This is a genomic window from Pseudomonas mandelii (assembly GCF_024138395.1).
Taxonomy (GTDB): Bacteria; Pseudomonadota; Gammaproteobacteria; order Pseudomonadales; family Pseudomonadaceae; genus Aquipseudomonas; species Aquipseudomonas mandelii_E.
In genome coordinates this window covers 1-22,155 of the sequence record NZ_JAMYDU010000003.1, presented here as the reverse complement: position 1 = coordinate 22,155, position 22,155 = coordinate 1, and the positions used below count along the sequence as shown (strand labels likewise).

The 22,155-nt window shown below is 59.8% G+C and carries 23 protein-coding genes; 13 read left to right on the top strand and 10 right to left on the bottom strand.

Annotated features, from left to right (window positions below):
- Position 1 precedes the first annotated feature (1 nt).
- The 4 genes from livM to NHU87_RS06440 all read left to right on the top strand — a co-directional run bounded on the left by livM (position 2) and on the right by NHU87_RS06440 (position 4,480).
- Positions 2-1,285 carry a high-affinity branched-chain amino acid ABC transporter permease LivM gene (gene livM / locus NHU87_RS06455; protein WP_253546700.1) on the top strand — a complete coding sequence of 428 codons (1,284 nt, stop codon included), beginning with the start codon at positions 2-4 and terminating at the stop codon, positions 1,283-1,285.
- Positions 1,282-2,157 (top strand): ATP-binding cassette domain-containing protein, encoded by an 876-nt coding sequence (locus NHU87_RS06450; protein ID WP_253546698.1) that lies wholly within the window; start codon positions 1,282-1,284, stop codon positions 2,155-2,157. The genes livM and NHU87_RS06450 overlap by 4 nt, the downstream gene beginning before the upstream one ends.
- A complete protein-coding gene (locus NHU87_RS06445) occupies positions 2,154-2,870 on the top strand; it encodes an ABC transporter ATP-binding protein (protein ID WP_030128307.1) in 717 nt (238 codons plus the stop codon). Before NHU87_RS06450 ends, NHU87_RS06445 begins: the two co-directional genes overlap by 4 nt.
- An 842-nt stretch (positions 2,871-3,712) precedes the next feature.
- Positions 3,713-4,480 carry an SDR family oxidoreductase gene (locus NHU87_RS06440; RefSeq protein ID WP_038978733.1) on the top strand — a complete coding sequence of 256 codons (768 nt, stop codon included), beginning with the start codon at positions 3,713-3,715 and terminating at the stop codon, positions 4,478-4,480.
- Between the two features lie 224 nt (positions 4,481-4,704).
- Here NHU87_RS06440 and NHU87_RS06435 read toward each other — a convergent pair whose 3' ends face one another.
- The 7 genes from NHU87_RS06435 to NHU87_RS06405 all read right to left on the bottom strand — a co-directional run bounded on the left by NHU87_RS06435 (position 4,705) and on the right by NHU87_RS06405 (position 9,957).
- The gene (locus NHU87_RS06435; RefSeq protein WP_253546696.1) at positions 4,705-5,832 is read right to left on the bottom strand and encodes an AGE family epimerase/isomerase; all 1,128 of its coding nucleotides are present in this window, start codon (positions 5,830-5,832) and stop codon (positions 4,705-4,707) included.
- Between the two features lie 183 nt (positions 5,833-6,015).
- A complete protein-coding gene (locus tag NHU87_RS06430; protein ID WP_253546694.1) occupies positions 6,016-6,588 on the bottom strand; it encodes a HupE/UreJ family protein in 573 nt (190 codons plus the stop codon).
- 28 nt (positions 6,589-6,616) lie between these two features.
- Entirely contained in the window at positions 6,617-7,231 is a 615-nt protein-coding gene (gene ureG, locus NHU87_RS06425; protein ID WP_253546692.1) for an urease accessory protein UreG, read from the bottom strand.
- A 23-nt stretch (positions 7,232-7,254) separates the two neighbouring features.
- Positions 7,255-7,929, bottom strand: coding sequence for an urease accessory protein UreF (locus NHU87_RS06420; protein WP_052965907.1), 675 nt, complete (start codon positions 7,927-7,929; stop codon positions 7,255-7,257).
- Positions 7,926-8,426: an urease accessory protein UreE gene (gene ureE, locus NHU87_RS06415; protein ID WP_253546689.1), complete on the bottom strand. Its 501-nt coding sequence runs from the start codon at positions 8,424-8,426 to the stop codon at positions 7,926-7,928. The genes NHU87_RS06420 and ureE overlap by 4 nt, the downstream gene beginning before the upstream one ends.
- A 269-nt stretch (positions 8,427-8,695) precedes the next feature.
- Positions 8,696-9,328, bottom strand: coding sequence for a TetR family transcriptional regulator (locus tag NHU87_RS06410; protein WP_008009759.1), 633 nt, complete (start codon positions 9,326-9,328; stop codon positions 8,696-8,698).
- 158 nt (positions 9,329-9,486) lie between these two features.
- Positions 9,487-9,957, bottom strand: coding sequence for a hypothetical protein (locus NHU87_RS06405; protein WP_253546687.1), 471 nt, complete (start codon positions 9,955-9,957; stop codon positions 9,487-9,489).
- Positions 9,958-10,344: 387 nt separating this feature from the next.
- Between NHU87_RS06405 and NHU87_RS06400 the strand changes: the two genes are divergently transcribed.
- Complete coding sequence (locus NHU87_RS06400; RefSeq protein ID WP_253546685.1) at positions 10,345-12,420, top strand: AsmA family protein; 2,076 nt, start codon at positions 10,345-10,347, stop codon at positions 12,418-12,420.
- Between the two features lie 128 nt (positions 12,421-12,548).
- Here the strand turns inward: NHU87_RS06400 and NHU87_RS06395 are convergent, their stop codons facing one another.
- Entirely contained in the window at positions 12,549-13,481 is a 933-nt protein-coding gene (locus tag NHU87_RS06395) for a LysR substrate-binding domain-containing protein (protein ID WP_253546683.1), read from the bottom strand.
- Positions 13,482-13,603: 122 nt separating this feature from the next.
- On the opposite strand from NHU87_RS06395, the gene NHU87_RS06390 reads away from it, so the two are divergent.
- From NHU87_RS06390 to NHU87_RS06380, 3 genes are all read left to right on the top strand, one after another.
- Positions 13,604-14,242 carry an FMN-dependent NADH-azoreductase gene (locus NHU87_RS06390; RefSeq protein WP_253546681.1) on the top strand — a complete coding sequence of 213 codons (639 nt, stop codon included), beginning with the start codon at positions 13,604-13,606 and terminating at the stop codon, positions 14,240-14,242.
- Positions 14,243-14,548: a DMT family transporter gene (locus NHU87_RS06385; protein ID WP_253546679.1), complete on the top strand. Its 306-nt coding sequence runs from the start codon at positions 14,243-14,245 to the stop codon at positions 14,546-14,548.
- Between the two features lie 106 nt (positions 14,549-14,654).
- The gene (locus NHU87_RS06380) at positions 14,655-15,545 is read left to right on the top strand and encodes an esterase/lipase family protein (RefSeq protein ID WP_253546677.1); all 891 of its coding nucleotides are present in this window, start codon (positions 14,655-14,657) and stop codon (positions 15,543-15,545) included.
- Between the two features lie 108 nt (positions 15,546-15,653).
- On the opposite strand, the gene NHU87_RS06375 is transcribed toward NHU87_RS06380, so the two are convergent.
- A complete protein-coding gene (locus NHU87_RS06375; protein WP_253546674.1) occupies positions 15,654-16,541 on the bottom strand; it encodes a DMT family transporter in 888 nt (295 codons plus the stop codon).
- Between the two features lie 97 nt (positions 16,542-16,638).
- On the opposite strand from NHU87_RS06375, the gene NHU87_RS06370 reads away from it, so the two are divergent.
- From NHU87_RS06370 to NHU87_RS06360, 3 genes are all read left to right on the top strand, one after another.
- Positions 16,639-17,427, top strand: coding sequence for an AraC family transcriptional regulator (locus NHU87_RS06370; RefSeq protein WP_253546672.1), 789 nt, complete (start codon positions 16,639-16,641; stop codon positions 17,425-17,427).
- Positions 17,428-17,499: 72 nt separating this feature from the next.
- Positions 17,500-17,799 (top strand): PsiF family protein, encoded by a 300-nt coding sequence (locus NHU87_RS06365; RefSeq protein ID WP_253546670.1) that lies wholly within the window; start codon positions 17,500-17,502, stop codon positions 17,797-17,799.
- 196 nt (positions 17,800-17,995) lie between these two features.
- A complete protein-coding gene (locus NHU87_RS06360) occupies positions 17,996-19,009 on the top strand; it encodes an AI-2E family transporter (protein ID WP_063341719.1) in 1,014 nt (337 codons plus the stop codon).
- A gap of 136 nt (positions 19,010-19,145) precedes the next feature.
- On the opposite strand, the gene NHU87_RS06355 is transcribed toward NHU87_RS06360, so the two are convergent.
- The gene (locus tag NHU87_RS06355) at positions 19,146-20,420 is read right to left on the bottom strand and encodes an Hsp70 family protein (protein WP_038978749.1); all 1,275 of its coding nucleotides are present in this window, start codon (positions 20,418-20,420) and stop codon (positions 19,146-19,148) included.
- Between the two features lie 296 nt (positions 20,421-20,716).
- Between NHU87_RS06355 and NHU87_RS06350 the strand changes: the two genes are divergently transcribed.
- Both NHU87_RS06350 and NHU87_RS06345 read left to right on the top strand, forming a co-directional pair.
- Positions 20,717-21,664: a DnaJ C-terminal domain-containing protein gene (locus tag NHU87_RS06350; RefSeq protein WP_253546668.1), complete on the top strand. Its 948-nt coding sequence runs from the start codon at positions 20,717-20,719 to the stop codon at positions 21,662-21,664.
- A 24-nt stretch (positions 21,665-21,688) separates the two neighbouring features.
- Positions 21,689-21,994 carry a chaperone modulator CbpM gene (locus NHU87_RS06345; protein WP_253546666.1) on the top strand — a complete coding sequence of 102 codons (306 nt, stop codon included), beginning with the start codon at positions 21,689-21,691 and terminating at the stop codon, positions 21,992-21,994.
- Positions 21,995-22,155 lie beyond the last annotated feature (161 nt).

Genomic DNA, 22,155 nt, shown 5'->3' with positions numbered 1-22,155 from the left:
GATGTCTTCAACCACTAAAAAAACCATTGATCTCAAAACAAGCCTGGTTGACGCGATTCTTGCCGGCCTGGTGGCCTTGATTGTGTTCGGCCCGATTGTCGGCGTAGTCCTCGACGGCTACGGCTTCAATCTGGAAGCGACCCGGGTGGCATGGATTGTCGCCATCGTCATGGCCGGCCGCTTTGCCTTGAGCCTGTTCCTGCAAACCCCCAAGGGCCTGAGCATTCTTGAAGGCTTTGAAAGCACCGGCTCCGGGGTTCATGTACTGCCGCCTGATTACAAATCCCGCTTGCGCTGGATCATCCCGGTGATGATCGTTATCGCCGTGGTGTTCCCGTTTTTCTCCAACTCCTACCTGCTGGGCGTGGTCATCCTCGGGCTGATCTACGTGCTGCTGGGCCTGGGGCTGAACATCGTGGTCGGCCTGGCCGGCCTGCTCGACCTGGGTTACGTGGCGTTCTACGCCATCGGTGCCTACGGGCTGGCGCTCGGTTATCAATACCTGGGGCTGGGTTTCTGGACGGTGCTGCCGCTGGCGGCAATCATTGCCGGGTTGGCCGGTTGCATCCTGGGTTTCCCGGTGCTGCGTTTGCATGGTGACTATCTGGCGATCGTGACCTTGGGGTTCGGTGAAATCATTCGGTTGATCCTCAATAACTGGCTGTCCCTGACGGGCGGCCCGAACGGTATGGCGGCTCCGTTGCCGACGTTCTTCGGCCTGGAGTTCGGCAAAAGAGCGAAGGAGGGCGGCGTCCCGTTCCATGAGTTCTTCGGCATCGCCTATAACCCGGACGTGAAGTACTACTTCATATACGCGGTATTGTTCCTGGTGGTTCTGGCCGTGCTGTACGTCAAGCATCGTCTGACCCGCATGCCGGTCGGTCGGGCGTGGGAAGCCTTGCGTGAAGACGAAATCGCCTGCCGTTCCATGGGCCTGAATCACGTACTGGTCAAGCTGTCGGCGTTCACCATCGGTGCATCGACTGCCGGTCTGGCCGGTGTGTTCTTCGCCACCTATCAGGGTTTCGTCAACCCGACCTCGTTCACCTTCTTCGAATCGGCACTGATTCTCGCCATCGTGGTGCTCGGCGGCATGGGCTCGACCATCGGTGTGGTGATTGCGGCGTTCGTGCTGACGGTCGCCCCGGAACTGCTGCGCGGCTTCGCTGAATATCGCGTGCTGCTGTTCGGCATCCTGATGGTGTTGATGATGATTTGGCGACCGCGCGGCCTGATCCGGATCAGCCGCACCGGTGTGACCCCACGTAAAGGAGTGGCGCCATGAGCGAAGAAATCGTTCTCTCGGTCGAAAATCTGATGATGCACTTCGGCGGCATCAAAGCGCTGAATAACGTGAGCCTGCAAGTCAAACGCAACTCGATCTTCGCGTTGATCGGTCCCAACGGCGCGGGCAAGACCACGGTGTTCAACTGCCTGACCGGCTTCTACAAAGCGTCCGGCGGGCACATCGAACTCAATGCCCACGGTGTGAAAACCGATGTCATCAAAATGCTCGGGGAACCGTTCAAGGCAGTCGATTTCGTTTCGCCGAAAAGCTTCGTCAGCCGGCTCCACTACAAGATGTTCGGTGGCACGCACCTGATCAACCGTGCCGGTCTGGCGCGGACTTTCCAGAACATCCGACTGTTCAGGGAAATGTCGGTGCTGGAAAACCTGCTGGTGGCCCAACACATGTGGGTCAACCGCAACCTGCTTTCGGGCATCCTCAACACCAAGAGTTACCGCAAAGCCGAAAGCGATGCGCTGGACCACGCGTTCTATTGGCTGGAAGTGGTGAACCTTGTGGACTGCGCCAACCGCCTGGCCGGTGAACTGTCCTATGGTCAACAACGCCGTCTGGAAATCGCCCGGGCCATGTGTACCCGGCCGCAGATCATCTGCCTCGACGAACCGGCCGCTGGCCTCAACCCTCAGGAAACCGAAGCGCTGAGCGCGATGATCCGGCTGCTGCGCGACGAGCACGATCTGACCGTGGTGCTGATCGAACACGACATGGGCATGGTAATGAGTATTTCCGACCACATCGTGGTACTGGACCACGGCGTTGTCATCGCCGAGGGCGGGCCTGAAGCGATTCGACACGACCCGAAAGTGATTGCCGCCTACCTGGGCGCCGAAGAAGAGGAAGTGGTATGAGTGCACCCATCCTCGAGCTCAAGGATCTGGACGTGTTCTACGGGCCGATTCAGGCGCTGAAGAAAGTCTCGTTGCACATCAATGAAGGTGAAACTGTCAGCCTGATCGGCTCCAACGGCGCCGGCAAATCGACCCTGCTGATGTCGATCTTCGGCCAGCCACGGGCCGCTGACGGGCAAATCATCTATCAGGGTGTGGACATCACGCACAAGTCGTCCCACTACATTGCGTCCAACGGTATTGCTCAATCGCCGGAAGGCCGGCGGGTATTCCCTGACATGACCGTCGAGGAAAACCTGTTGATGGGCACCATCCCTATCGGTGACAAGTACGCCAAGGAAGACATGCAGCGCATGTTCGAGTTGTTTCCGCGGCTCGAAGAGCGGCGTACCCAACGTGCCATGACCATGTCGGGTGGCGAGCAACAAATGCTCGCCATCGCCCGGGCGCTGATGAGCCGGCCAAAACTGTTGCTGCTCGATGAGCCGAGCCTGGGCCTGGCGCCGATTGTCGTGAAACAGATCTTCGCGACCCTGCGGGAACTGGCCAGTACCGGCATGACCATCTTCCTGGTGGAGCAGAACGCCAACCACGCCCTCAAGTTGTCGGATCGGGCGTATGTGATGGTCAACGGCGAAATCCGCCTCAGCGGTACCGGCAAGGAGCTGCTGGTGAACGATGAGGTGCGTAACGCCTACCTCGGCGGGCACTGAGTTCTGCCTTGCAACAACAAGCCCCGACGAGCAATCGCCGGGGCTTTTTTATTATCTTAAGAACACCACCAATCCCTGTGGGAGCGAGCTTGCTCGCGATGACGGTGGCACAGTCAGCATTGAGGTGACTGATACACCGCTAGCGCGAGCAAGCTCGCTCCCACAGGTGTTTGCTACAGCCGTCAGGGAAATTGTGGAAAACAATATTCATGACCTCTCAAAGCGCGACATAAAGCCGCTGCAAATTGCTGTTTTGTCACGGTTTTGACTTGTCCCCGTTTGCTGTGGAGCTGGCTGTGAATAACGTGGGAGTAGCTGGCTGCAAGCCTTTGAATCCGTGGCTTGCAGAGATATGGTTGTTTTTTGATCAGGTGTTTTTATTGGACCTTTAGCCGGCTTTGTCAACCTTTTTGTTAGGGGCAAACACGCTATGAATCGAGGTGGGCAAGCCTGTGGATAAGTCTGTGGTTAAACTCTGGAAAGAGTCAGCTGAGGGCCGTAGTTACTGGCTTGGCGCCATCGTCGGTTTGACCGCTCGGTCGTGCAAATTGCCCGGGGCTACACAGCAGGCACCCGAGGGTCAAGCAAAAAACTTTCTAAGCTGCCCGCAAAGCCTTGTGAACAGCGGCTTGCAGCTTTTGCACTTGCCCCCGGAAACTGTGGACCGGCCTGTGGATAAGGTGCGCGTACATGGCTGCAAGCCACAGCCCATATGGCGTTGCCAGTGTTGATTGTTTTTTGTACGGTTTTTTCGATGGTTGCCGCTGTGAACAAGGCCGGGCATGCTGGCAACTGATTTTCTATTCCACGGGCTGTCGATCAGCCGAAGCAAGGAGAACACGATGTCCAACACCCTGTTTATTACCGGCGCGACTTCCGGTTTTGGTGAAGCCTGTGCCCGTCGTTTTGCCGAAGCCGGCTGGAAACTGGTGCTGACAGGTCGTCGTGAAGAACGCCTCAATGCCCTGTGCGCCGAGTTGTCGAAGCAGACCGAGGTTCATGGCTTGGTGCTCGACGTACGCGATCGCAAGGCCATGGAGGAGGCAATTGCCAACCTGCCGCCGTCCTTCGCCAAACTGCGCGGGCTGATCAACAACGCCGGCCTGGCCTTGGGCGTCGACCCGGCCCCCAAGTGCGATCTTGATGATTGGGACACCATGGTCGACACCAACATCAAAGGCCTGATGTACAGCACTCGCCTGTTGTTGCCGCGTTTGATCGCACACGGTCGTGGCGCTGGCATCGTCAACCTCGGTTCCATCGCCGGCAACTACCCGTACCCGGGCAGCCACGTGTATGGCGCGAGCAAGGCGTTCGTCAAACAGTTCTCCCTGAACCTGCGCTGCGATCTGCAAGGGACGGGCGTGCGGGTCAGCAACATCGAGCCGGGCCTGTGCGAGAGCGAGTTCTCGCTGGTGCGTTTCGCCGGTGACCAGGAGCGTTACAACGCCACTTACGCCGGCGCCGAGCCAATCCAGCCGCAAGACATCGCCGAGACCATTTTCTGGGTGCTCAACGCACCGGCCCACATCAACATCAACAGCCTCGAGCTGATGCCGGTGAGCCAGACCTGGAGCGGGTTTGCCATTGAGCGTAATGCCAAGGCGTAGACCGAGTAACGGCTATTCGCGGGCAAGCCTCGCTCCTACAGGTCATGTGTTGTTCGCAGAATTGTGATTCAACATAAACCTGTAGGAGCGAGGCTTGCCCGCGAATGCGTTCAGCCAGACAAAAGTGCCCATAAGGTAGACTCCCCTCCCAACAACCCCGCCGCACCCCGTGGTTTCAAGGTTCTCAGTGGCATTAAGGCTTGCCCGCGAAAGCAATCGCCCAGTCAGCGCAAATACTCGACCAGCCCGCGATAACAGGTCGCCAAATGATAAGGCGTGGTCGAAGGCATGTCCTTGCGGCTCACTTCGCCATGCTCATCGCGACACTCATACCAGCCACCCGCATGCAAAAAGCGCTGTTGCAACGCCTGCAATTGGCGCTGCACAGAGGCTTCGCTGCCCGGGCGCAAAGTCAGGGCGCGCAGGTATTCGGCCTGGGCCCAGATGCGTTGGGTCGCATCACGAGGCTGGTCGTCCAGCTCCAGCATCGCGCGCACAGCCCCGGTCTGCTGATCCACGCCCATTTGCTCGGTAAACGCAAAGGCGCGGTCCAGCGAGGCATGCAGTTTGGAGCCGCGCAGCAACGGTGAGGATTCCAGCAGGAAATACCATTCGAACTGATGGCCTGGCTCGAACCAGTTATCCACAGTGCCCAGCGGCTTTTCCATCAGCACCGCGTGTTGCGGGTCGATGAAGCGCTTCTGCATGGCTGTGCATAACTCGACAAGCGCGCTCTGCACAGCTGCGTCCTCGCGCACCGAAAGGATGGCGAGGAAGGCTTCGGCCAAGTGCATCAAGGGATTCTGCAGCGGCCCGGAGTTGAGCGAGGACCAATCACGGTTCAGGCTGGCTTCGTACAGGCCGTCGCCTGTGGCGAAGCGCTGGGCCAACACCTCCAGCGTGGCGTTGAGCACCGACTCCACCAGCGGTTCGCGAACCTTGTCCCAATAATGAGCGCAGGCGAACAGGATGAAGGCGTGGGTGTAGAGGTCTTTGCGCTGATCCAGCGGCGCACCTTGCGGGTCGATGCTGTAGAACCAGCCGCCATGCTCGGCATCGTGGAAATGCTGCTGCAAGGAACGGAACAGCGCCGCGGCACGTTTTTCGGCGTGGGGCACTTGGCCGATCAGGCTGGAAAACAGGTACAACTGCCGCGCGCAAGCCATGGCCCGGTAGCGCTGTGGTGGCAGCGGCTGATGCTTGGCGTCCAGCGCTTCATACGGCAATGCCATGTCGGCATTCCAGCCGGGGCCTTGCCAGAGCGGCACGATCACGTCCTGGAAGTGCTGTTGCACCGAGGCGAACAGGGCGGTCAATTCAGGCTGGGAAGCAGAGCGGGAAACAGAGGGCATTGGCTGGCGTCGTCACGGCAGGGTTAATTGCGCGACATGTTAGCAGGCCTGAGAGACGTGGTGTCTGTCGGGCCGCCTTCGCGGGCAAGCCTCGCTCCTACAGGTTTTGTCGTGACGCGGGACAAATATAATCCTGTAGGAGCGAGGCTTGCCCGCGAAGAGGCCGGTTCAGGCACTAGAGAATCAGCCCGCCAGCAACCACACCCCAGTCGCCGCCGAAGCCGCGCCCGCCAACCGAACCAGTGGTGCGGCGGCCTGAGGCAAGACGCGAACCACCGCATAACCCGCTGCATGCAAAGCTGCCGTCGCCACCACAAACCCAGCCGCATACGCCCACGGGCTCGACATCTCCGGCAATTCCAGACCATGCGCCACGCCATGAAACAGCGCGAACAACGCGGTCGCAGCCACCGCCAGGCTCAACGGCGGACGCACTGCCAAAGCCACCGCCAGGCCCAACGCCAATACCGATGCCGCAATCCCGCTTTCCAGCGCCGGCAGGTTCAGCCCTTCAAAACCCAGCAGGCCGCCGATCAGCATAGTGCCCACGAACGTGCACGGCAGCGCCCAACGCGCGGCGCCTTTCTGCTGCGCCGCCCACAACCCCACGGCAACCATTGCCAGCAAGTGATCGAGACCGCCAATCGGGTGGCTGATGCCGGCGATCAAACCATTGTCGCCATGGCCCGGATGCGCGAACGCGATGGCCGGGGTCAGCAGCAGGGTCATGGCGCCCAGAATGCGTTTCAATGTCATGGATAAGCTTCCTTGTTGATAAGTGTGATCAGGCCGCAGTCAGCAAGCCCTGGCGTTCAATGAAGGCGATGATTGCTTCCAGGCCCTGACCGGTTTTCTGGTTGCTGAAGACGAATGGTTTGCCGTTGCGCATGCGTTGGGTGTCGCTGTCCATCATCTCCAGCGAGGCGCCTACCAGCGGCGCGAGGTCGATTTTGTTGATCACCAGTAAATCGGATTTGCAGATCCCCGGTCCGCCCTTGCGCGGCAGCTTGTCGCCGGCCGAGACGTCGATCACATAGATGGTCAGGTCCGACAGTTCCGGGCTGAAAGTCGCCGAGAGGTTGTCGCCACCGGACTCCACCAGAATCAGCTCCAGCCCCGGGAAGCGCCGGTTCAGTTGATCCACGGCTTCGAGGTTGATCGAGGCGTCCTCGCGGATGGCCGTGTGCGGGCAGCCGCCGGTTTCCACGCCGATGATCCGCTCGGGCGCCAGGGCTTCGTTGCGCACCAGGAAGTCGGCGTCTTCGCGGGTGTAGATGTCGTTGGTCACCACGGCCAGGTTATAGCGGTCGCGCAGGGCCAGGCACAGGGCCAGGGTCAGGGCGGTTTTGCCGGAGCCGACCGGGCCGCCGATGCCGACGCGTAGAGGTTGTGCGTTCATGTGATTCTCCAAAGTAAAAGGCCCTAGGAACGGAACAGACGGCTGTACTGGCGCTCATGGGCCATGCACGCCAGGGACAGGCCGAAAGCGGCGCTGCCAGAGTGTTCGGGGTTGATTCGGGTGGCGTCTTGCTGCGCCTGTTGCAGCAGCGGCAGCAGTTCACTGGTCAGGCGCTGTGCGGCTTGCTGGCCCAGGGGCAGGGTTTTCATCAGCACCGCCAATTGGTTTTCCAGCCAGCTCCAGAGCCAGGCGGCCAGCGCATCTTGCGGGCTGATCTGCCAGGCACGGGCCGCCAGCGCCCAGCCGAGGGCCAGGTGTGGTTCAGGGCATTGGTCGAGAAAGGCCCGGGCCGGCGCATCCAGTTCCGGTAAACCGTTGAGCAGTTGCTTCAACGAATAGCCCATCTGTCGACTTTCCTGATGCAACTCGCGGGTTTCCCGGCTGGCGCGATGTTCTTCGCAGCGTTGCAGCAGTTCGGCCCAGTTTTCTTCGGCCGCAGCGGTGCAGTGGGCGAGCAGTAGCGGTGCTTCGAATCGCGCCAGATTCAATAGCAACTGATCGCTGATCCAGCGCCGCGCGCTGTCGGGATCGTTCACGCGGCCGTTATCCACAGCCATCTCCAAACCCTGGGAATAGCTGTAGCCGCCAATCGGCAGCTGCGGGCTGGCCAGACGCAGCAGCGCCCAGGCCGGGTTCATAAGCGCACGCCGAACTGGTGTAGTTTCGGCGGGTAGTTGAAATCCTCGTCACCGTGGCGCGAATGGTGATGGCCGCCGCCGTAAGCACCGTGTTCCGGCTGGAACGGCGCTTCGATGTTCTCGACCTTGGCATCAAGCTGTTCGAGCATGGCCTTGAGCACGTAATCATCGAGTAGGCGCAACCAGCCATCGCCAACTTGCAGGGCCACATGGCGGTTGCCCAGATGATAGGCGGCGCGGGTCAGTTCAAAGGCGTTGGCGCAGGTGACGTGCAGCAGTTGTTCGGGGCGAGCGCAGACGCGAACGACGCGCCCGTCTTCGGCTTGCAGGCATTCGCCGTCATACAGCGGCGGCTGACCGCGCTCCAAAAACAACCCGACGTCTTCATTCTCGGCACTGAAACAGCGCAAGCGGCTTTTGCTCCGGGCTTCGAAGGTCAGGTGCAACTCGGCGGCCCAGACGGGTTGAGGGTCGATTCTGCGATGAATCACCAGCATCGGAAGGCTTCCAGCAATGGGCAATGCTCAGTGATAGAGCAAGGGGCTTGCCAATCGGGTGAGAGGTAGGAAATGCCTGTCGGAGCGTGAAGGGGGGGCAGAATGTCGCGAAATTTTGAGTCGGTTTGGTGCGAGATGATGTTGAGTGCACCACTTTGCAGCGAGGTCGATGTTTCATGTGGGAGCGAGCTTGCTCGCGATAGCGGAATGTCAGTCACATCAATTTCGACTGTGCCGACGCCATCGCGAGCAAGCTCGCTCCCACAGGGTTATTCGGTGCTGCCCAAACCTTGCCAATGTTTGAGACCAATAAAGATAAAGCGCAATTGCTGAGTAATCTTCGCCTGAGGCGTCAAATGCTCAGGCAATGCTTCAGCCGGTGGATCGATAATGTCCGGCAAGGTGGCGAATACGCTTTTGACGATCAGATCAGCCATGACGCTCAAGCCTGCGATGTCCAGATGCTGCAGTTTCGGCATCAGCGACAAGTCCGCCGCCAGGTCCGAGCTGATGTCTTCGCGCAAGCGGCCAATGGCCTGGCGCACCGGCAGTGAGCCGCCGTACTGCTCGCGGGCAAGAAACAGGAACTGCGAGCGATTGGCGGTGACCACGTCGAGAAAGATCCGTACCGAGGCATCGATGATGCCGCCCATGACGAACTCGTTATGGCGCACCAGCCGAATGGTTTCACGGAAGGTCTGACCGACTTCGCTCACCAGCACCAGGCCCAGTTCATCCATGTCGGCGAAATGCCGGTAGAAACCGGTGGGTACGATCCCGGCGGTTCTGGTCACTTCGCGCAGGCTCAGGCTGCCGAATCCTCGGCCGCTTTCCATCAAGTGGCGGGCAGCGTCCATCAGGGCGTTGCGGGTCTGTTGTTTCTGTTCGGCGCGGGGCAGCATCGCAAGGGAGTTTTCTGGACAGGGACAGCGGCGCACTCTAGCAAATCGGCTTCACTGGCGTCGAACGACTATCGGGGGATCAAGCGGGGAAATGCAGCTTCTATGAAAGTCAAAAGCCCAATCCGGGGATTGGGCTTTTTTTCGGGGCCGCCATGGGCTTAGCTCACAGCGCTGTTGCGTTCGATCACACGGTCACCACCACCTTCAGCAAGGGTTTGACCTTGTGGGGTGCGGTCGGAACCGTCAGCTGCCAGGGTTTGGCCTTGTGGCGTGCGATCGGAGCCACCTTCAGCCAGGGTCTGGCCTTGTGGGGTGCGATCGGAACCACCTTCAGCCAGGGTCTGGCCTTGTGGAGTACGGTCGGAACCGTCAGCGGCCAGAGTTTGACCTTGTGGAGTGCGATCCGAGCCATCTTGAGTGATCAGGCCTTTTTCTTTCAGGCGATCATTACCACCTTCGGCCAGGGTCTGACCTTGTGGAGTGCGGTCGGAACCATCGGCGGCAACGGTCTGGCTGAATACCGAGTGGTTGTTTTTGACTTGTGGAGTGGCCTGATCTGCGGCCGGCAAAGCAAAAGCGGTGCTGGCTAACATTGAGAGGGTCAGGCTAAGCAGTAATTGGCGTTTCATGATGGGTTGCTCCTTGGGAGGGCGATAAAGTGGGTACGAGGGCAATGCTACTCTCGAGAAGTCGATATAAAAGTTCATAAGCGCAATGGTAATAATCAACGGAATTGATTGTTTCGCCGAGGCGCTCTAGACCGGGCCTTTCCGGCGACCGTTTTTGCACTGAGGTGGGTATTTTCGACCCACTCGTGCCGCACCAAGGTGCGGAGCCGGTAACGCCGGATGAGGGAGCAGGGTGTCCCCGACCGATTATTTGAGTGTTAAACGGCTATTGGGTTAAACCTGCACGCCATTTTCCAGTCCTAGATTTCATGGCAGGCCGGTTCTGGCCTAACGTTTCATCAGTGCGTCGCTGTCGGGGCGCTCAGTCGTATTCAGGAGCCCTGTGCAATGACGCGCACTCGTAAAATTCTTGCCTGGACCTTCGCCAGCCTCGTTGTCGTACTGGCCGTCCTGGTGCTGATCATCGCGTTCTTCGATTGGAACCGGATCAAACCGCCCCTGAACGCCAAAGTGTCCGAAGAACTGCATCGTCCGTTCGCCATCAATGGCAACCTCGCGGTGATCTGGCAGCGCGAGCCGGACGAGGGCGGCTGGCGAGCCTGGGTGCCGTGGCCACATGTGGTGGCTGAGGATTTGAGCCTGGGCAATCCGGACTGGTCGAAGCAACCGCAGATGGCCACCCTCAAACGTGTTGAACTGCGCATTTCGCCGCTGGCCTTGCTGGCGCAGCGGGTGGTGATCCCGCGCATCGACCTGACCGAACCCGATGCCGACTTGCAGCGTCTGGCCGACGGCCGTGCCAACTGGACGTTCAAGTTCGACCCCAAAGACCCGAACGCCGAGCCTTCGAACTGGGCGCTGGACATCGGTGCCATCGGCTTCGACAAGGGCCACGTCACGCTCGACGACCAGAAGCTGAAGACTCAGCTTGATCTGCTGATCGATCCGTTGGGCAAACCGATTCCGTTCAGCGACATTGTTGGCGACAAAGCGGCAAAAAAAGCGGTTGAAAAGGGTGGTTCGCCACAGGATTACGCCTTCGCATTGAAGGTCAAAGGCCAATATCACGGTCAGAATCTCGCGGGACAGGGCAAGACCGGCGGCTTGTTGGCTTTACAGGACGCCACCAAGCCGTTCCCGCTTCAAGCGCAAATGAAGATCGCCGATACCAGCGTCGAACTGGCCGGCACGCTCACCGATCCATTGAACCTCGGCGCCCTGGATCTGCGCCTGAAACTGGCCGGTGCCAGCCTGGGTAATCTCTATCCGCTGATCGGCGTGACGCTGCCGGACACTCCGCCTTACGCCACCGACGGACACTTGATTGCCAAGCTGCAAGAGCCGGGCGGGGCGGTGTACCGCTATGAGGCGTTCAACGGCACCATCGGCCAGAGTGACATCCATGGCAACTTGACCTACGTGGCGAGCCAGCCGAGGCCCAAACTCAGCGGGGCGCTGGAGTCCGATCAACTGCTGTTTACCGATCTGGCACCGCTAATTGGTGCCGATTCCAACGCTAGGAAAGAGGCCCGTGGCGGCGAAAGCAAGCAGCCTGCGGACAAGCTGCTACCGGTCGAGGAGTTCAGGACTGAACGTTGGCGCAACATGGATGCTGATGTGGAGTTCACCGGTAAACGCATCGTCCACAGCGCAAAACTGCCGTTCAACGATCTCTACACCCATGTGGTGCTGACCGATGGTGTGCTCAGCCTCGAGCCCCTGCGTTTCGGTGTGGCTGGCGGCAATCTGGATGCGCAGATTCGTCTGAACGGGCGCACCGAGCCTTTGGAAGGCCGGGCCAAACTGACCGCGCGCAAGTTCAAGCTCAAGCAGCTGTTCCCCACCCTGGAGCGGATGAAAACCAGTTTCGGTGAGCTTAATGGCGACGCCGATCTTGTCGGTCGTGGCAACTCGGTGGCCAAGCTGCTGGGCACTGCCGATGGCAATTTGAAGATGCTGATCAACGACGGCGCGATCAGCCGCGAGTTGATGGAACTGGCGGGGCTCAACGTCGGCAACTATGTAGTAGGCAAGATCTTTGGTGACCGGGAAGTGAGGATCAATTGCGCGGCGGCCGATTTCGATATCAAGAGCGGTTTGGCGACCACACGGCTGTTCGTCTTCGATACCGAGACCGCGATCGTCTACGTCGACGGCACGGCGAATATGGCGACCGAGCAACTGGACCTGACCATCTCCCCGGAATCCAAGGGCTGGCGTTTGATTTCGCTGCGTTCGCCGCTGTATGTGCGGGGCAAGTTCATCAAGCCGGATGCGGGTGTGAAACCGGTGCCGTTGATGCTGCGTGGGGCCGGGATGGTTGCACTGGGTGTGATCGCAGCGCCGGCGGCGGGCTTGCTGGCGTTGATAGCGCCCAGTGGTGGTGAGCCCAATCAGTGTGCGCCGTTGCTGGAGCAGATGAAGGCTGGGAAGGCGCCGGTGACGGTTAAGCCTACAAAGTAATCGGGTGTCTATGATGACGTCTTCGCGGGCAAGCCTCGCTCCTACAAGTTTTGCCTCGTGCCCATTGTCGGCATGCGACACAAAACCTGTAGGAGCGAGGCTTGCCCGCGAAAGCTGTTCAACAGTCGCTACAGGGGAGCGAGTTCTCCCGCAGGCTGCGATCTTGGCAACAGACCAGACAATCGGGCCTCCTCTTGCAACCACGCAAAAAACGCTCGCACCGGCGGATGCCGTTCACGGCCGGGTACGCACAGCGCGCTGTATCCGGCCCCGTCGACTTGAATATCGCCCCGATAAGGCAGTAGCAAGCCGCTGGCCACACTTTCCGACACCAGAATATTGCTCGCCAGCACCAGGCCTTGCCCGGCAATGGCGGCTTGCAGAGCGTAATGCTCTTCGTCGTATTCACGCACCGCCGGTTGCGCGGCCAGCCAGGTTTCGCCGGACTGCGCACACCAGGCCTCCCAGCCATGGGCGTACAGCTTGGAGTTGTGCCAGCGCACGCTGATCAGCGTCGGTACCCGACCGGCCGCCAAGGCCACTTGTTCAGGCGAGCCATAGACCCCGAAGGATTCATCGAACAGGCACAAACCATACAGGTTCGGGTAATCGTCGAGACTGTAACGCACCACCAGATCGACGCTGGCGTCTTGATGCAAATCGATCACTTCGCAGTGAGTGTCCAGGCGCAGGCTGATGTTCGGGTGACGGGCGTAAAACCGTCCCAGGCGCGGCACCAGCCAGAGGGCGGCGAATGCGGCCGTGGTGGAAATCGTCAGGCTGGTGCCGCTGCGTTGCGGGCGCAAGGTATCGACGCTTTGCGCCACTTCCAGCAGGGCGCCGTGCAGGCTGCGGAATAGCCGTTCACCGCATTCGGTGAGGCGCACCTGCCGCGGCAGTCGTTCGAACAGCGGCACACCGAGCCAGTTTTCCAGGGAGCGGATCTGGTGCGAGACCGCCGTCGGCGTCACGGAGAGCTCTTCGGCGGCGGCCTTGAAACTCAACAGGCGCGAGGCGGATTCGAAGGCGCGCAGGGCGGTCAGCGGCAACGAGGCAAACATTTTAGAACTCCATGGATGAAATGGATTCATCCAGACTGATTTTTGTTCATTTGAAGAGAGGCAGCTGCGCGCTTCAAGCTGCAAGCACAAGCCGTTTCAGTTTAGCCCTCAAGGAGATTCACATGAGCAGAATTCTTGCCATTCACGCCAGCCCCCGTGGCGACCGTTCTCACTCGCGGCGTTTGGCCGAAGTGTTTCTTTCCGCCTGGCAGGTGCGCAACCCACAGTCGCAACTGACTCGGCGGGAAGTCGGTCGGGCGTTGATTCCGGCCGTCAACGAAGCGTTCGTGGCGGCCGCTTTTCATCCGGAGCCTGAAGCGCGACCACTGTCGATGCAGGCTGACCTGGCACTCAGCGATGAATTGGTGGGGGAATTGCTCGGCCATGATCTGTTGGTGATTTCCACGCCGATGTACAACTTCAGCGTGCCCAGCGGCCTCAAGGCTTGGATCGACCAGATTGTGCGGCTCGGGCTGACGTTCAATCACACCTTGGACAACGGCATCGCACAGTACGAACCGCTGGTGCGGGGCAAGAAAGCGTTGATCGTCACCAGTCGTGGCGGTTTTGGCTTCGGCCCTGGCGGTGAGCTTGAAGCGATGAACCATGCCGATCCGTTGCTGCGTACCGCTTTGGGTTTCATCGGCATCACCGACGTCACCGTTGTCGCTGCCGAGGGCGAAGAGTCCGCCGAGCGTACCTTCCAGGTTTCCGTGGCCGAGGCCGAGCAGCGTTTGCTGGCGCTGGCCAGGGAGTTCTAGATGGCCTGGTTGTTCTTGCTGATCGCCGCCGGGTTCGAGGTCACCTTCGCTATGGGCATGAAGTACGCCGAAGGCTTCACCCGTCTCTGGCCGTCAGTGATTACCGGGGTAGCCGCAGTGGGCGGGATTTACTTCCTGACCCTGGCCATGCGCGAATTGCCGGTGAGCATCGCCTACCCGATCTGGACCGCGATCGGTTCACTGGGCACGGTGTTTCTCGGCTTTGCGCTGCTCGGCGAAAGCCTGACCGCGCTCAAGCTGGTTTCGGTCGGGCTGATTGTGGCGGGCGTGGTGGGGTTGAAGTAAGCGATGTCATAGACTGGTCGTTGAGTTGTCATCTTGGGTGGCGATGCTTGGCTGATGCCTTGCATCCTGCCTTGCTTCATCTCACCGATCACAAGGATGTTCATCCATGTCGCAAGGTTCCGCCACGCGTTACCCCTTGGTGCTGGTCCCGGGGATGCTCGGTTTTATCCGTCTGTTGCTCTATCCCTATTGGTACGGAATCATTTCGGCGCTGCGCCGGGATGGGGCGACCGTGATCGCAGTGCAGGTCTCGCCGCTCAATTCCACCGAGGTGCGCGGCGAGCAATTGCTGGCGCGGATCGAGGAAATTCTGCGCGAAACCGGGGCTGAGAAAGTCAACCTGATCGGCCACAGCCAAGGCTCGCTGACCGCCCGTTACGCCGCGGCAAAACGCCCGGATCAGGTGGCTTCGGTGACCTCGGTGGCCGGGCCGAATCACGGTTCGGAACTGGCGGACTATCTGTACACCCATTATCCGGCAGACAGCGCCAAGGGCCGGCTGCTGAGCTTTTTGCTGTGGCTGATCAGCGCGTTGATGTGCCTGCTGGAAACCGGCTATCGCGGGCCGAGACTGCCGGTGGATATCCCGGCTTCGCACCAATCCCTGACCACCGCAGGCGTGGCGCTGTTCAATCAGCGTTATCCACAGGGCCTGCCTGACACTTGGGGCGGGCATGGCCCGGAAGTGGTCAATGGCGTGCGGTATTACTCCTGGTCCGGGACTTTACAGCCAGGCAAGACCAATCGCGGATGCAACCTGTTCGACGGGACTAATCGCGCTTGCCGGTTGTTTGCCAGGACTTTCGTGCGCGAGGCGGGGCATTGCGACGGGATGGTCGGGCGTTACAGCTCGCATTTGGGGACGGTGATTGGCGATGAATACCCGATGGATCACTTCGATATCGTCAATCAATCACTGGGGCTGGTGGGCAAGGGCGCAGAGCCGGTGCGGTTGTTTGTCGAGCATGCGGCGCGGTTGAAGGCCGCCGGTGTGTGAACGGCAGTTGGACCGCGTTATCGTTCTTCGCGGGCAAGCCTCGCTCCTACAAGGTGTGTGGTGTTCACAAAGCCTGTAGGAGCGAGGCTTGCCCGCGAAAGCGTCATATCAGGCAACACTGACCTTTCGGCCAAGCACGGTGGTCCAGCGCTCGGAAAGAATCACCCCACCCAACGTCAACACCCCACCCACCAGGTGATACAGCGCCAACTGCTCATGCAGCACCACCGCCGCAATCAGTGCCGTAAGCAACGGCAGCAAATTGAAAAACAGCGTAGTCCGGCTCGGCCCCAGGCGCACCACGGCCTGCATCCACGCCAGCGGCGCAAGCATCGAAGCCAGCAGGCAGGCGTAGAGCACCAACGGAATGTTCTGCAGGGTCGGACCGATTTTCGGTGAGGCGAGGAACAACGGAAACAGCAACACCACCGCAACCAACACCTGCAAATACAACAACACCAGCGGCGGCAAACGCAGCTGCCATTTTTTCAGCAAGGTGCTGTAAATCGCATACGCCAGCGTGGCGATCAACATCATCGCGTCACCCAGGTTCACCCCGTGTTCCAGCAACGCGCCAAGGCTGCCGGACGACACCACCACCAAGACACCCGCAAATGACAACACCGCGCCGGCCAGTGCGCCGGCGGTCAGGCGTTGGCCGAGGCTGACAATCGCCATGGCCAGCGACATCAATGGCATCAGCGACAAAATGATCCCCATGTTGGTGGCCGAAGTCAGCGTCGCAGCAAAGTAGGCCAGGCTCTGATAAACCGCCATGCCAAGCACACCGAGAATGAAAATCCTGCCCAGGTTCGGGCGGATCAACGACCAGTGGGTGATCACCGGTTTAAGCATGAAAGGCGTGAACAACATGGCGGCCAGCAGCCAGCGATAGAAGCCGATTTCGGCGGGAAAAATCGCGCCGACCGCGAGTTTGTTGATCACGGTGTTACCGGCCCAAATAAAAATGGCCAGCAGGGGATAAGCGTATTGCATCGGGAAAAACCAGAACGTTAATGAAGGGTGATTATCCGCCTGTCTGTATCAATGCCTATACTGCGATCCAGACAACCTGCCTTTGATTCCGGACAGCATGAACAGCAAACACATCGACCTGCTGGATTTCAGTGAACTGCCAGCCCCGGTCTATTTCCGTTATGCCGACTTCAACACCCACGAGTACGCCTCGGCCCACCATCACCCTTGGGGCACCCTCGAGTACTCGGCCAATGGCGTCTTGCACATGGAAATCGGCAGCCGCCGCTTCATGTCGCCGCCGCAATACGCGGTGTGGGTGCCGCCCGGTACCGAGCACAGTTTTTATAGCAATCAGCCGATCAATTACCGCGCGGTCTGCCTTGCGCCCGCGCTGTGTCGCGATCTGCCGCAGCAGGCCTGCACCCTGGCGATCAGTGACATCCTCAAGGCGATCCTGAAAGACTTCGCCGCCCGTGATGTGAAAATTCCCGAACACGATGCAGACCAGCGACTGGCTCAAGTGCTGGTGGACCAACTGCAACAGGCGCCGATGCATGAGTGTTACTTGCCCTACGCCAGCAGCCCCGGGCTGCTCGCCATCCTTGAAGCCTTGCAGGCCGAGCCCGGGGATAACCGGCCATTGGCGCACTGGGCCGTACACATTCACGTCAGCGAACGCACGTTGGCGCGGCAGTTTGTTCGCGAGTTGGGCATGAGTTTCGGTGAGTGGCGGCAACGGCTGCGGTTTCTGGCGGCGATCGAGGCGCTGGACAGCCAGCGCAGCATTCAGGAAATCGCCTTCGACATGGGCTACAGCACCGGCTCGGCCTTTATCGCGATGTTTCAGCGTCAGGCCGGGTGCACGCCTGAGCAATATCGACGCAGCCACCTCGATAGCAGGTGAACGTGTAACAGGCTTTGTCTACACTCCGAAACGAGGCCGCATCCATCGGTGCGGCAACAAGGAGAACACTCCATGAAGATGTTGCGTGCCCCGTTGTTGATGGTCGGTTTGCTGCTCTGCTCCCAAGGTTTCGCCGCCACTGCCCAACAGAACAAAATGACCACCTGCAATGCCGACGCTACCGCAAAAAGCCTCAAGGGCGACGAGCGCAAAGCCTTCATGAGCACCTGCCTCAAAGCCGCGCCGGCCGAAGCGGTTGTGCCGAGCACCCCGCAGGAACGGATGAAAACCTGTAATGCCACCGCCACCACCCAGGCCCTCACGGGTGATGCGCGCAAAACCTTCATGAGCGAGTGCCTGAAGAAGAAATAAGTGGCTTCTCCTGTAGGAGCGAGCGGTGCGGCGATCCGACTTGCCCGCCATGAACGATAATGCGGTCCGTCAGTGGCATAAGCAGTGAGCCATTCGCGGGCAAGCCTCGCTCCTACAGGTTATGCACAATCCCTAGTGCTCGCCCCAGAACGCTGGCAGACTGCCAATCCTTTTACGTCGTTCGTTTTGAGGCTGTATGTCAGCGTTTTCTCAACGTCAGGTCTTGTTGCTTATCAGCTGGGTCATCATTTTTGGTGGTTTGCTGCTGGTGCTCCCTCTGCGATTACTGCCCAGCCTGCTGGCCGGGTTGTTGGTGTTCGAACTGGTCAACATGCTCACGCCGCAATTGCAGCGGCTGATCGAAGGTCGCCGTGCGCGTTGGCTGGCGGTGGCGTTGCTGGGAACATTAGTGGTCAGCGTGCTGGCGCTGATCTTTGCCGGCGCGATCAGTTTTCTGCTGCACGAGGCGGAAAACCCTGGCGCTTCTCTCGATAAATTCATGGTGGTGGTCGACCGCGCACGCGGGCAGTTGCCGCCGTTCATCGACGCTTATTTGCCGGCCAGTGCCGCCGAGTTCCGGGTAGCCATCGGTCAGTGGATGAGCAAGCATCTCAGCGATTTGCAACTGGTGGGTAAGGACGCGGCGCACATGTTCGTGACGCTGCTGATCGGCATGGTGCTGGGGGCGATCATCGCCTTGCAGCGAGCGCCGGATGTGACCAAGCGCAAGCCCTTGGCCGCAGCGCTGTTCGACCGCTTGCACCTGTTGGTTCAGGCGTTTCGCAACATCGTTTTCGCCCAGATCAAGATTTCCCTGCTCAACACCTTCTTCACCGGGATTTTCCTCGCGGTGGTCCTGCCGATGTTCGGGATCAAGCTGCCGCTGACCAAAACCCTGATCGTGCTGACCTTCCTGCTCGGCCTGCTGCCGGTGATTGGCAATCTGATCTCGAACACCTTGATCACCATCGTCGGGTTGTCGCTGTCGATCTGGGTGGCGGTGGCGGCGCTGGGTTACCTGATTGTTATCCACAAGCTCGAATATTTCCTCAACGCGCGCATCGTCGGCGGGCAGATCAGTGCCAAGTCGTGGGAGTTGCTGCTGGCGATGCTGGTGTTCGAAGCCGCGTTCGGCCTGCCGGGGGTGGTGGCGGGGCCGATTTATTACGCGTATCTGAAGAGTGAGTTGAAGCAGGTGGGGATGGTTTGATCAGGTCGATATGCATTGCCTGATCTGACGCCTTCGCGGGCAAGCCTCGCTCCTACAGGTTAGGTGTGTGCCGCGAAAACGCCGCATGACCTGTAGGAGCGAGGCTTGCCCGCGAAGGACGCACCACAAAATCAGGTCAATCCATCGGGCCGTAACGCTTGGCCGCCTCGATCGCCAACCCGCTGCCGATGCTGCCGAAGATGTTCCCTTCCACATGCCGCGCATTCGGCAACATCGCCGAGACGCTGTTGCGCAGCGCCGGAATTCCGCTCGAACCGCCGGTGAAGAATACCGTGTCCACCTGATCGACCCGCACGTTGGCGTCGTTCAACAACTGGGTCACGCTGTTGCGCACCCGCTCCAGCAGGTTGTCGATGGCCGATTCGAACAGTGCCCGGCTCAGTTCCACGCTCAAACCCGGTTCGATCCGATCCAGTGGCACATGGCGGCTGTCGGCGTGGGTCAGCTGGATCTTGGTTTCTTCCACTTCCATGGCCAGCCAATGGCCGGCGCGCTGGTCGATCAGCTTGAACAGGCGATCGATGCCGCCGGTGTCTTCGATGTCGTAACGCATGCTGCCCAGGGCCAGGGTCGACTTCTGCGAGTACACCGAGTTGATGGTGTGCCAGGTCGCCAGGTTCATGTGGTGGCTGGTCGGCATATAGGCGCCGCTCTTCATCCGGCTGCCGTAGCCGAACAGCGGCATCAGGCCTTGCAGGCTCAGCTGCTTGTCGAAATCGGTCCCGCCGATGTGCACGCCACCGGTGGCGAGAATGTCGTCGTGACGGTTGTCGTGGTTGCGGCGCTCAGGCGACAGGCGCACCAGCGAGAAGTCCGACGTACCACCGCCGATGTCGACAATCAGTACCAGCTCTTCTTTTTCGATGGTCGACTCATAGTCGAACGCTGCTGCAATCGGTTCGTACTGGAACGAGACGTCCTTGAAGCCGATGGCGCGGGCCACGTCCACCAGGGTGTTTTCTGCTTCCTGGTCGGCCAGTTCATCGTCATCGACGAAAAACACCGGACGGCCCAGCACCACTTCCTCGAATTCCCGACCGGCAGCGGCTTCGGCACGCTTCTTCAACTGGCCGATGAACAGTCCGAGCAGGTCCTTGAACGGCATCGCCGTGCCGAGAACGCTGGTGTCGTGCTTGATCAGTTTGGAACCCAACAGGCTCTTGAGCGAGCGCATCAGCCGGCCTTCGTAGCCTTCCAGGTACTCGTGCAGCGCCAGCCGGCCGTAAACCGGGCGGCGTTCTTCCATATTGAAGAAGACCACCGAGGGCAGGGTGATCTTGTCGTCCTCCAGCGCGATCAGCGTTTCCATGCCAGGGCGCAACCAACCGACGGTGGAGTTGGACGTGCCGAAGTCGATACCGCAGGCACGGGCTGGGGATGCGTTTTTCATGTCTTTCAAGTTCCGGTTAAAAAACGGCCGCGCAGTGTATGCCAGTGCGGCGAAGATTCGAAGGCCGACTATCCGTTAAATCGCAGCGCTCAGCGCTTGAAAGATGCCCAATCACCCCCAAACTTCCCTGCATAGACTTGGCAACCCCTGGGCGACTGCAAGAACCGCGCCCTGCTGCCGATAAACTTCTGATGCGCTGCCCGGTCACAACTTTGAGATCGGTCAATCCAGATGCTGCAAACAAGAGCATGCTGTGCCCAGCGGCGCGATTTCGATAATGGATGGTGATTCCCTCGATGGACTTCAAAGACTATTACAAGATTCTCGGTGTGGAGCCGACCGCGGACGACAAGGCGATCAAGGCCGCCTATCGAAAGCTGGCGCGCAAATACCACCCCGATGTCAGCAAGGAAAAGGACGCCGAGTCCAAGTTCAAGGATGCGTCGGAAGCCTATGAAGCGCTGAAAAGCGCTGACAAGCGCGCCGAATACGACGACTTGCGCAAATACGGCCACCACGGTCAGCCCTTTCAGGGCCCTCCGGGTTGGCAGAGCCGCGGTGGTTTCGGGGGTGGTGGTCAGGACACGGGCGATTTCTCGGACTTCTTCAGTTCGATTTTCGGCAACCGTGGTCCGGGTTTCAGTGGTGGTGGGCGGTCGGGCCGAAGCGCCGGGCGTCGAGGGCAAGACGTGGAAATGGAATTACCGGTTTTTCTGGAAGAAACCCTCTCGACCGAATCGAAGAAAGTCAGTTTCCAGGTGCCGCATTACAACGCTGCCGGCCAGCATGTCAGCAATACCAGCAAAAGCCTGAACGTGAAGATCCCCGCCGGCGTGACCGACGGCGAGCGCATCCGCCTCAAGGGCCAAGGGGCGCCGGGCGTCGGTGGCGGGGCCAATGGCGACCTGTACCTGACCATTCGTTTTGCGCCGCACCCCAAATTCGATGTCGAAGGCGAGAACCTGATCATCACCGTGCCGCTGGCGCCGTGGGAACTGGCGCTGGGGGCCGAAGTCGCGGTGCCGACCCTGACCGGCAAGATCAACCTCAAGATTCCAGCCGGTAGCCAGAATGGCCAGCGCATGCGCGCCAAGGGCCACGGCCTGCTGCACAAGGCCGGTCACCGTGGCTACCTGTTCGTGCAGTTGAAGGCAGTGATGCCGAAAAAACTCGACCATGACGTCAAAGAATTGTGGGAGGAGCTGGCAAAAAAAGCCCCTTTCGATCCGCGAGAGAACTTTTGATTTTGAGATAAGGAGGAGCCAATCGTGAGCGACCCCGTGATCGTTCTATTGGACCTGGCAGAATTCTGTGAGGCGGCCGAACTGTCGGATGTGCACGTGATCGAGATCGTCGAACACGGCATCCTCGAACCTCAGGGGGCATTGCCCAAGGATTGGCGCTTCACCGACTATGAGCTGGTGTTGGCCAAGCGCGCCGCCAAGCTGCGGCGCGACCTTGAGCTGGAATGGGAAGGCGTCGCCCTGGCGCTGGACCTGCTGGAAGAGGTCCAGCAACTGCGGGCCGAGAACCGCATGCTCAAGCAGCGCTTGGGGCGGCTGGTGGTCGAGTAGTCGTGCTGTTTTTGTGTTGCCCTTGAGGACGCTTTCGCGAGCAAGCCCGCTCCCACAGGGGATTTGCGGCGTACACAAATCAAATGTGGGAGATTCTATGTTGCAGGACAACCCCGCAACTTCAGGTCGGCTGGTATTCGCTCTGATTTTTCATCAGGGCA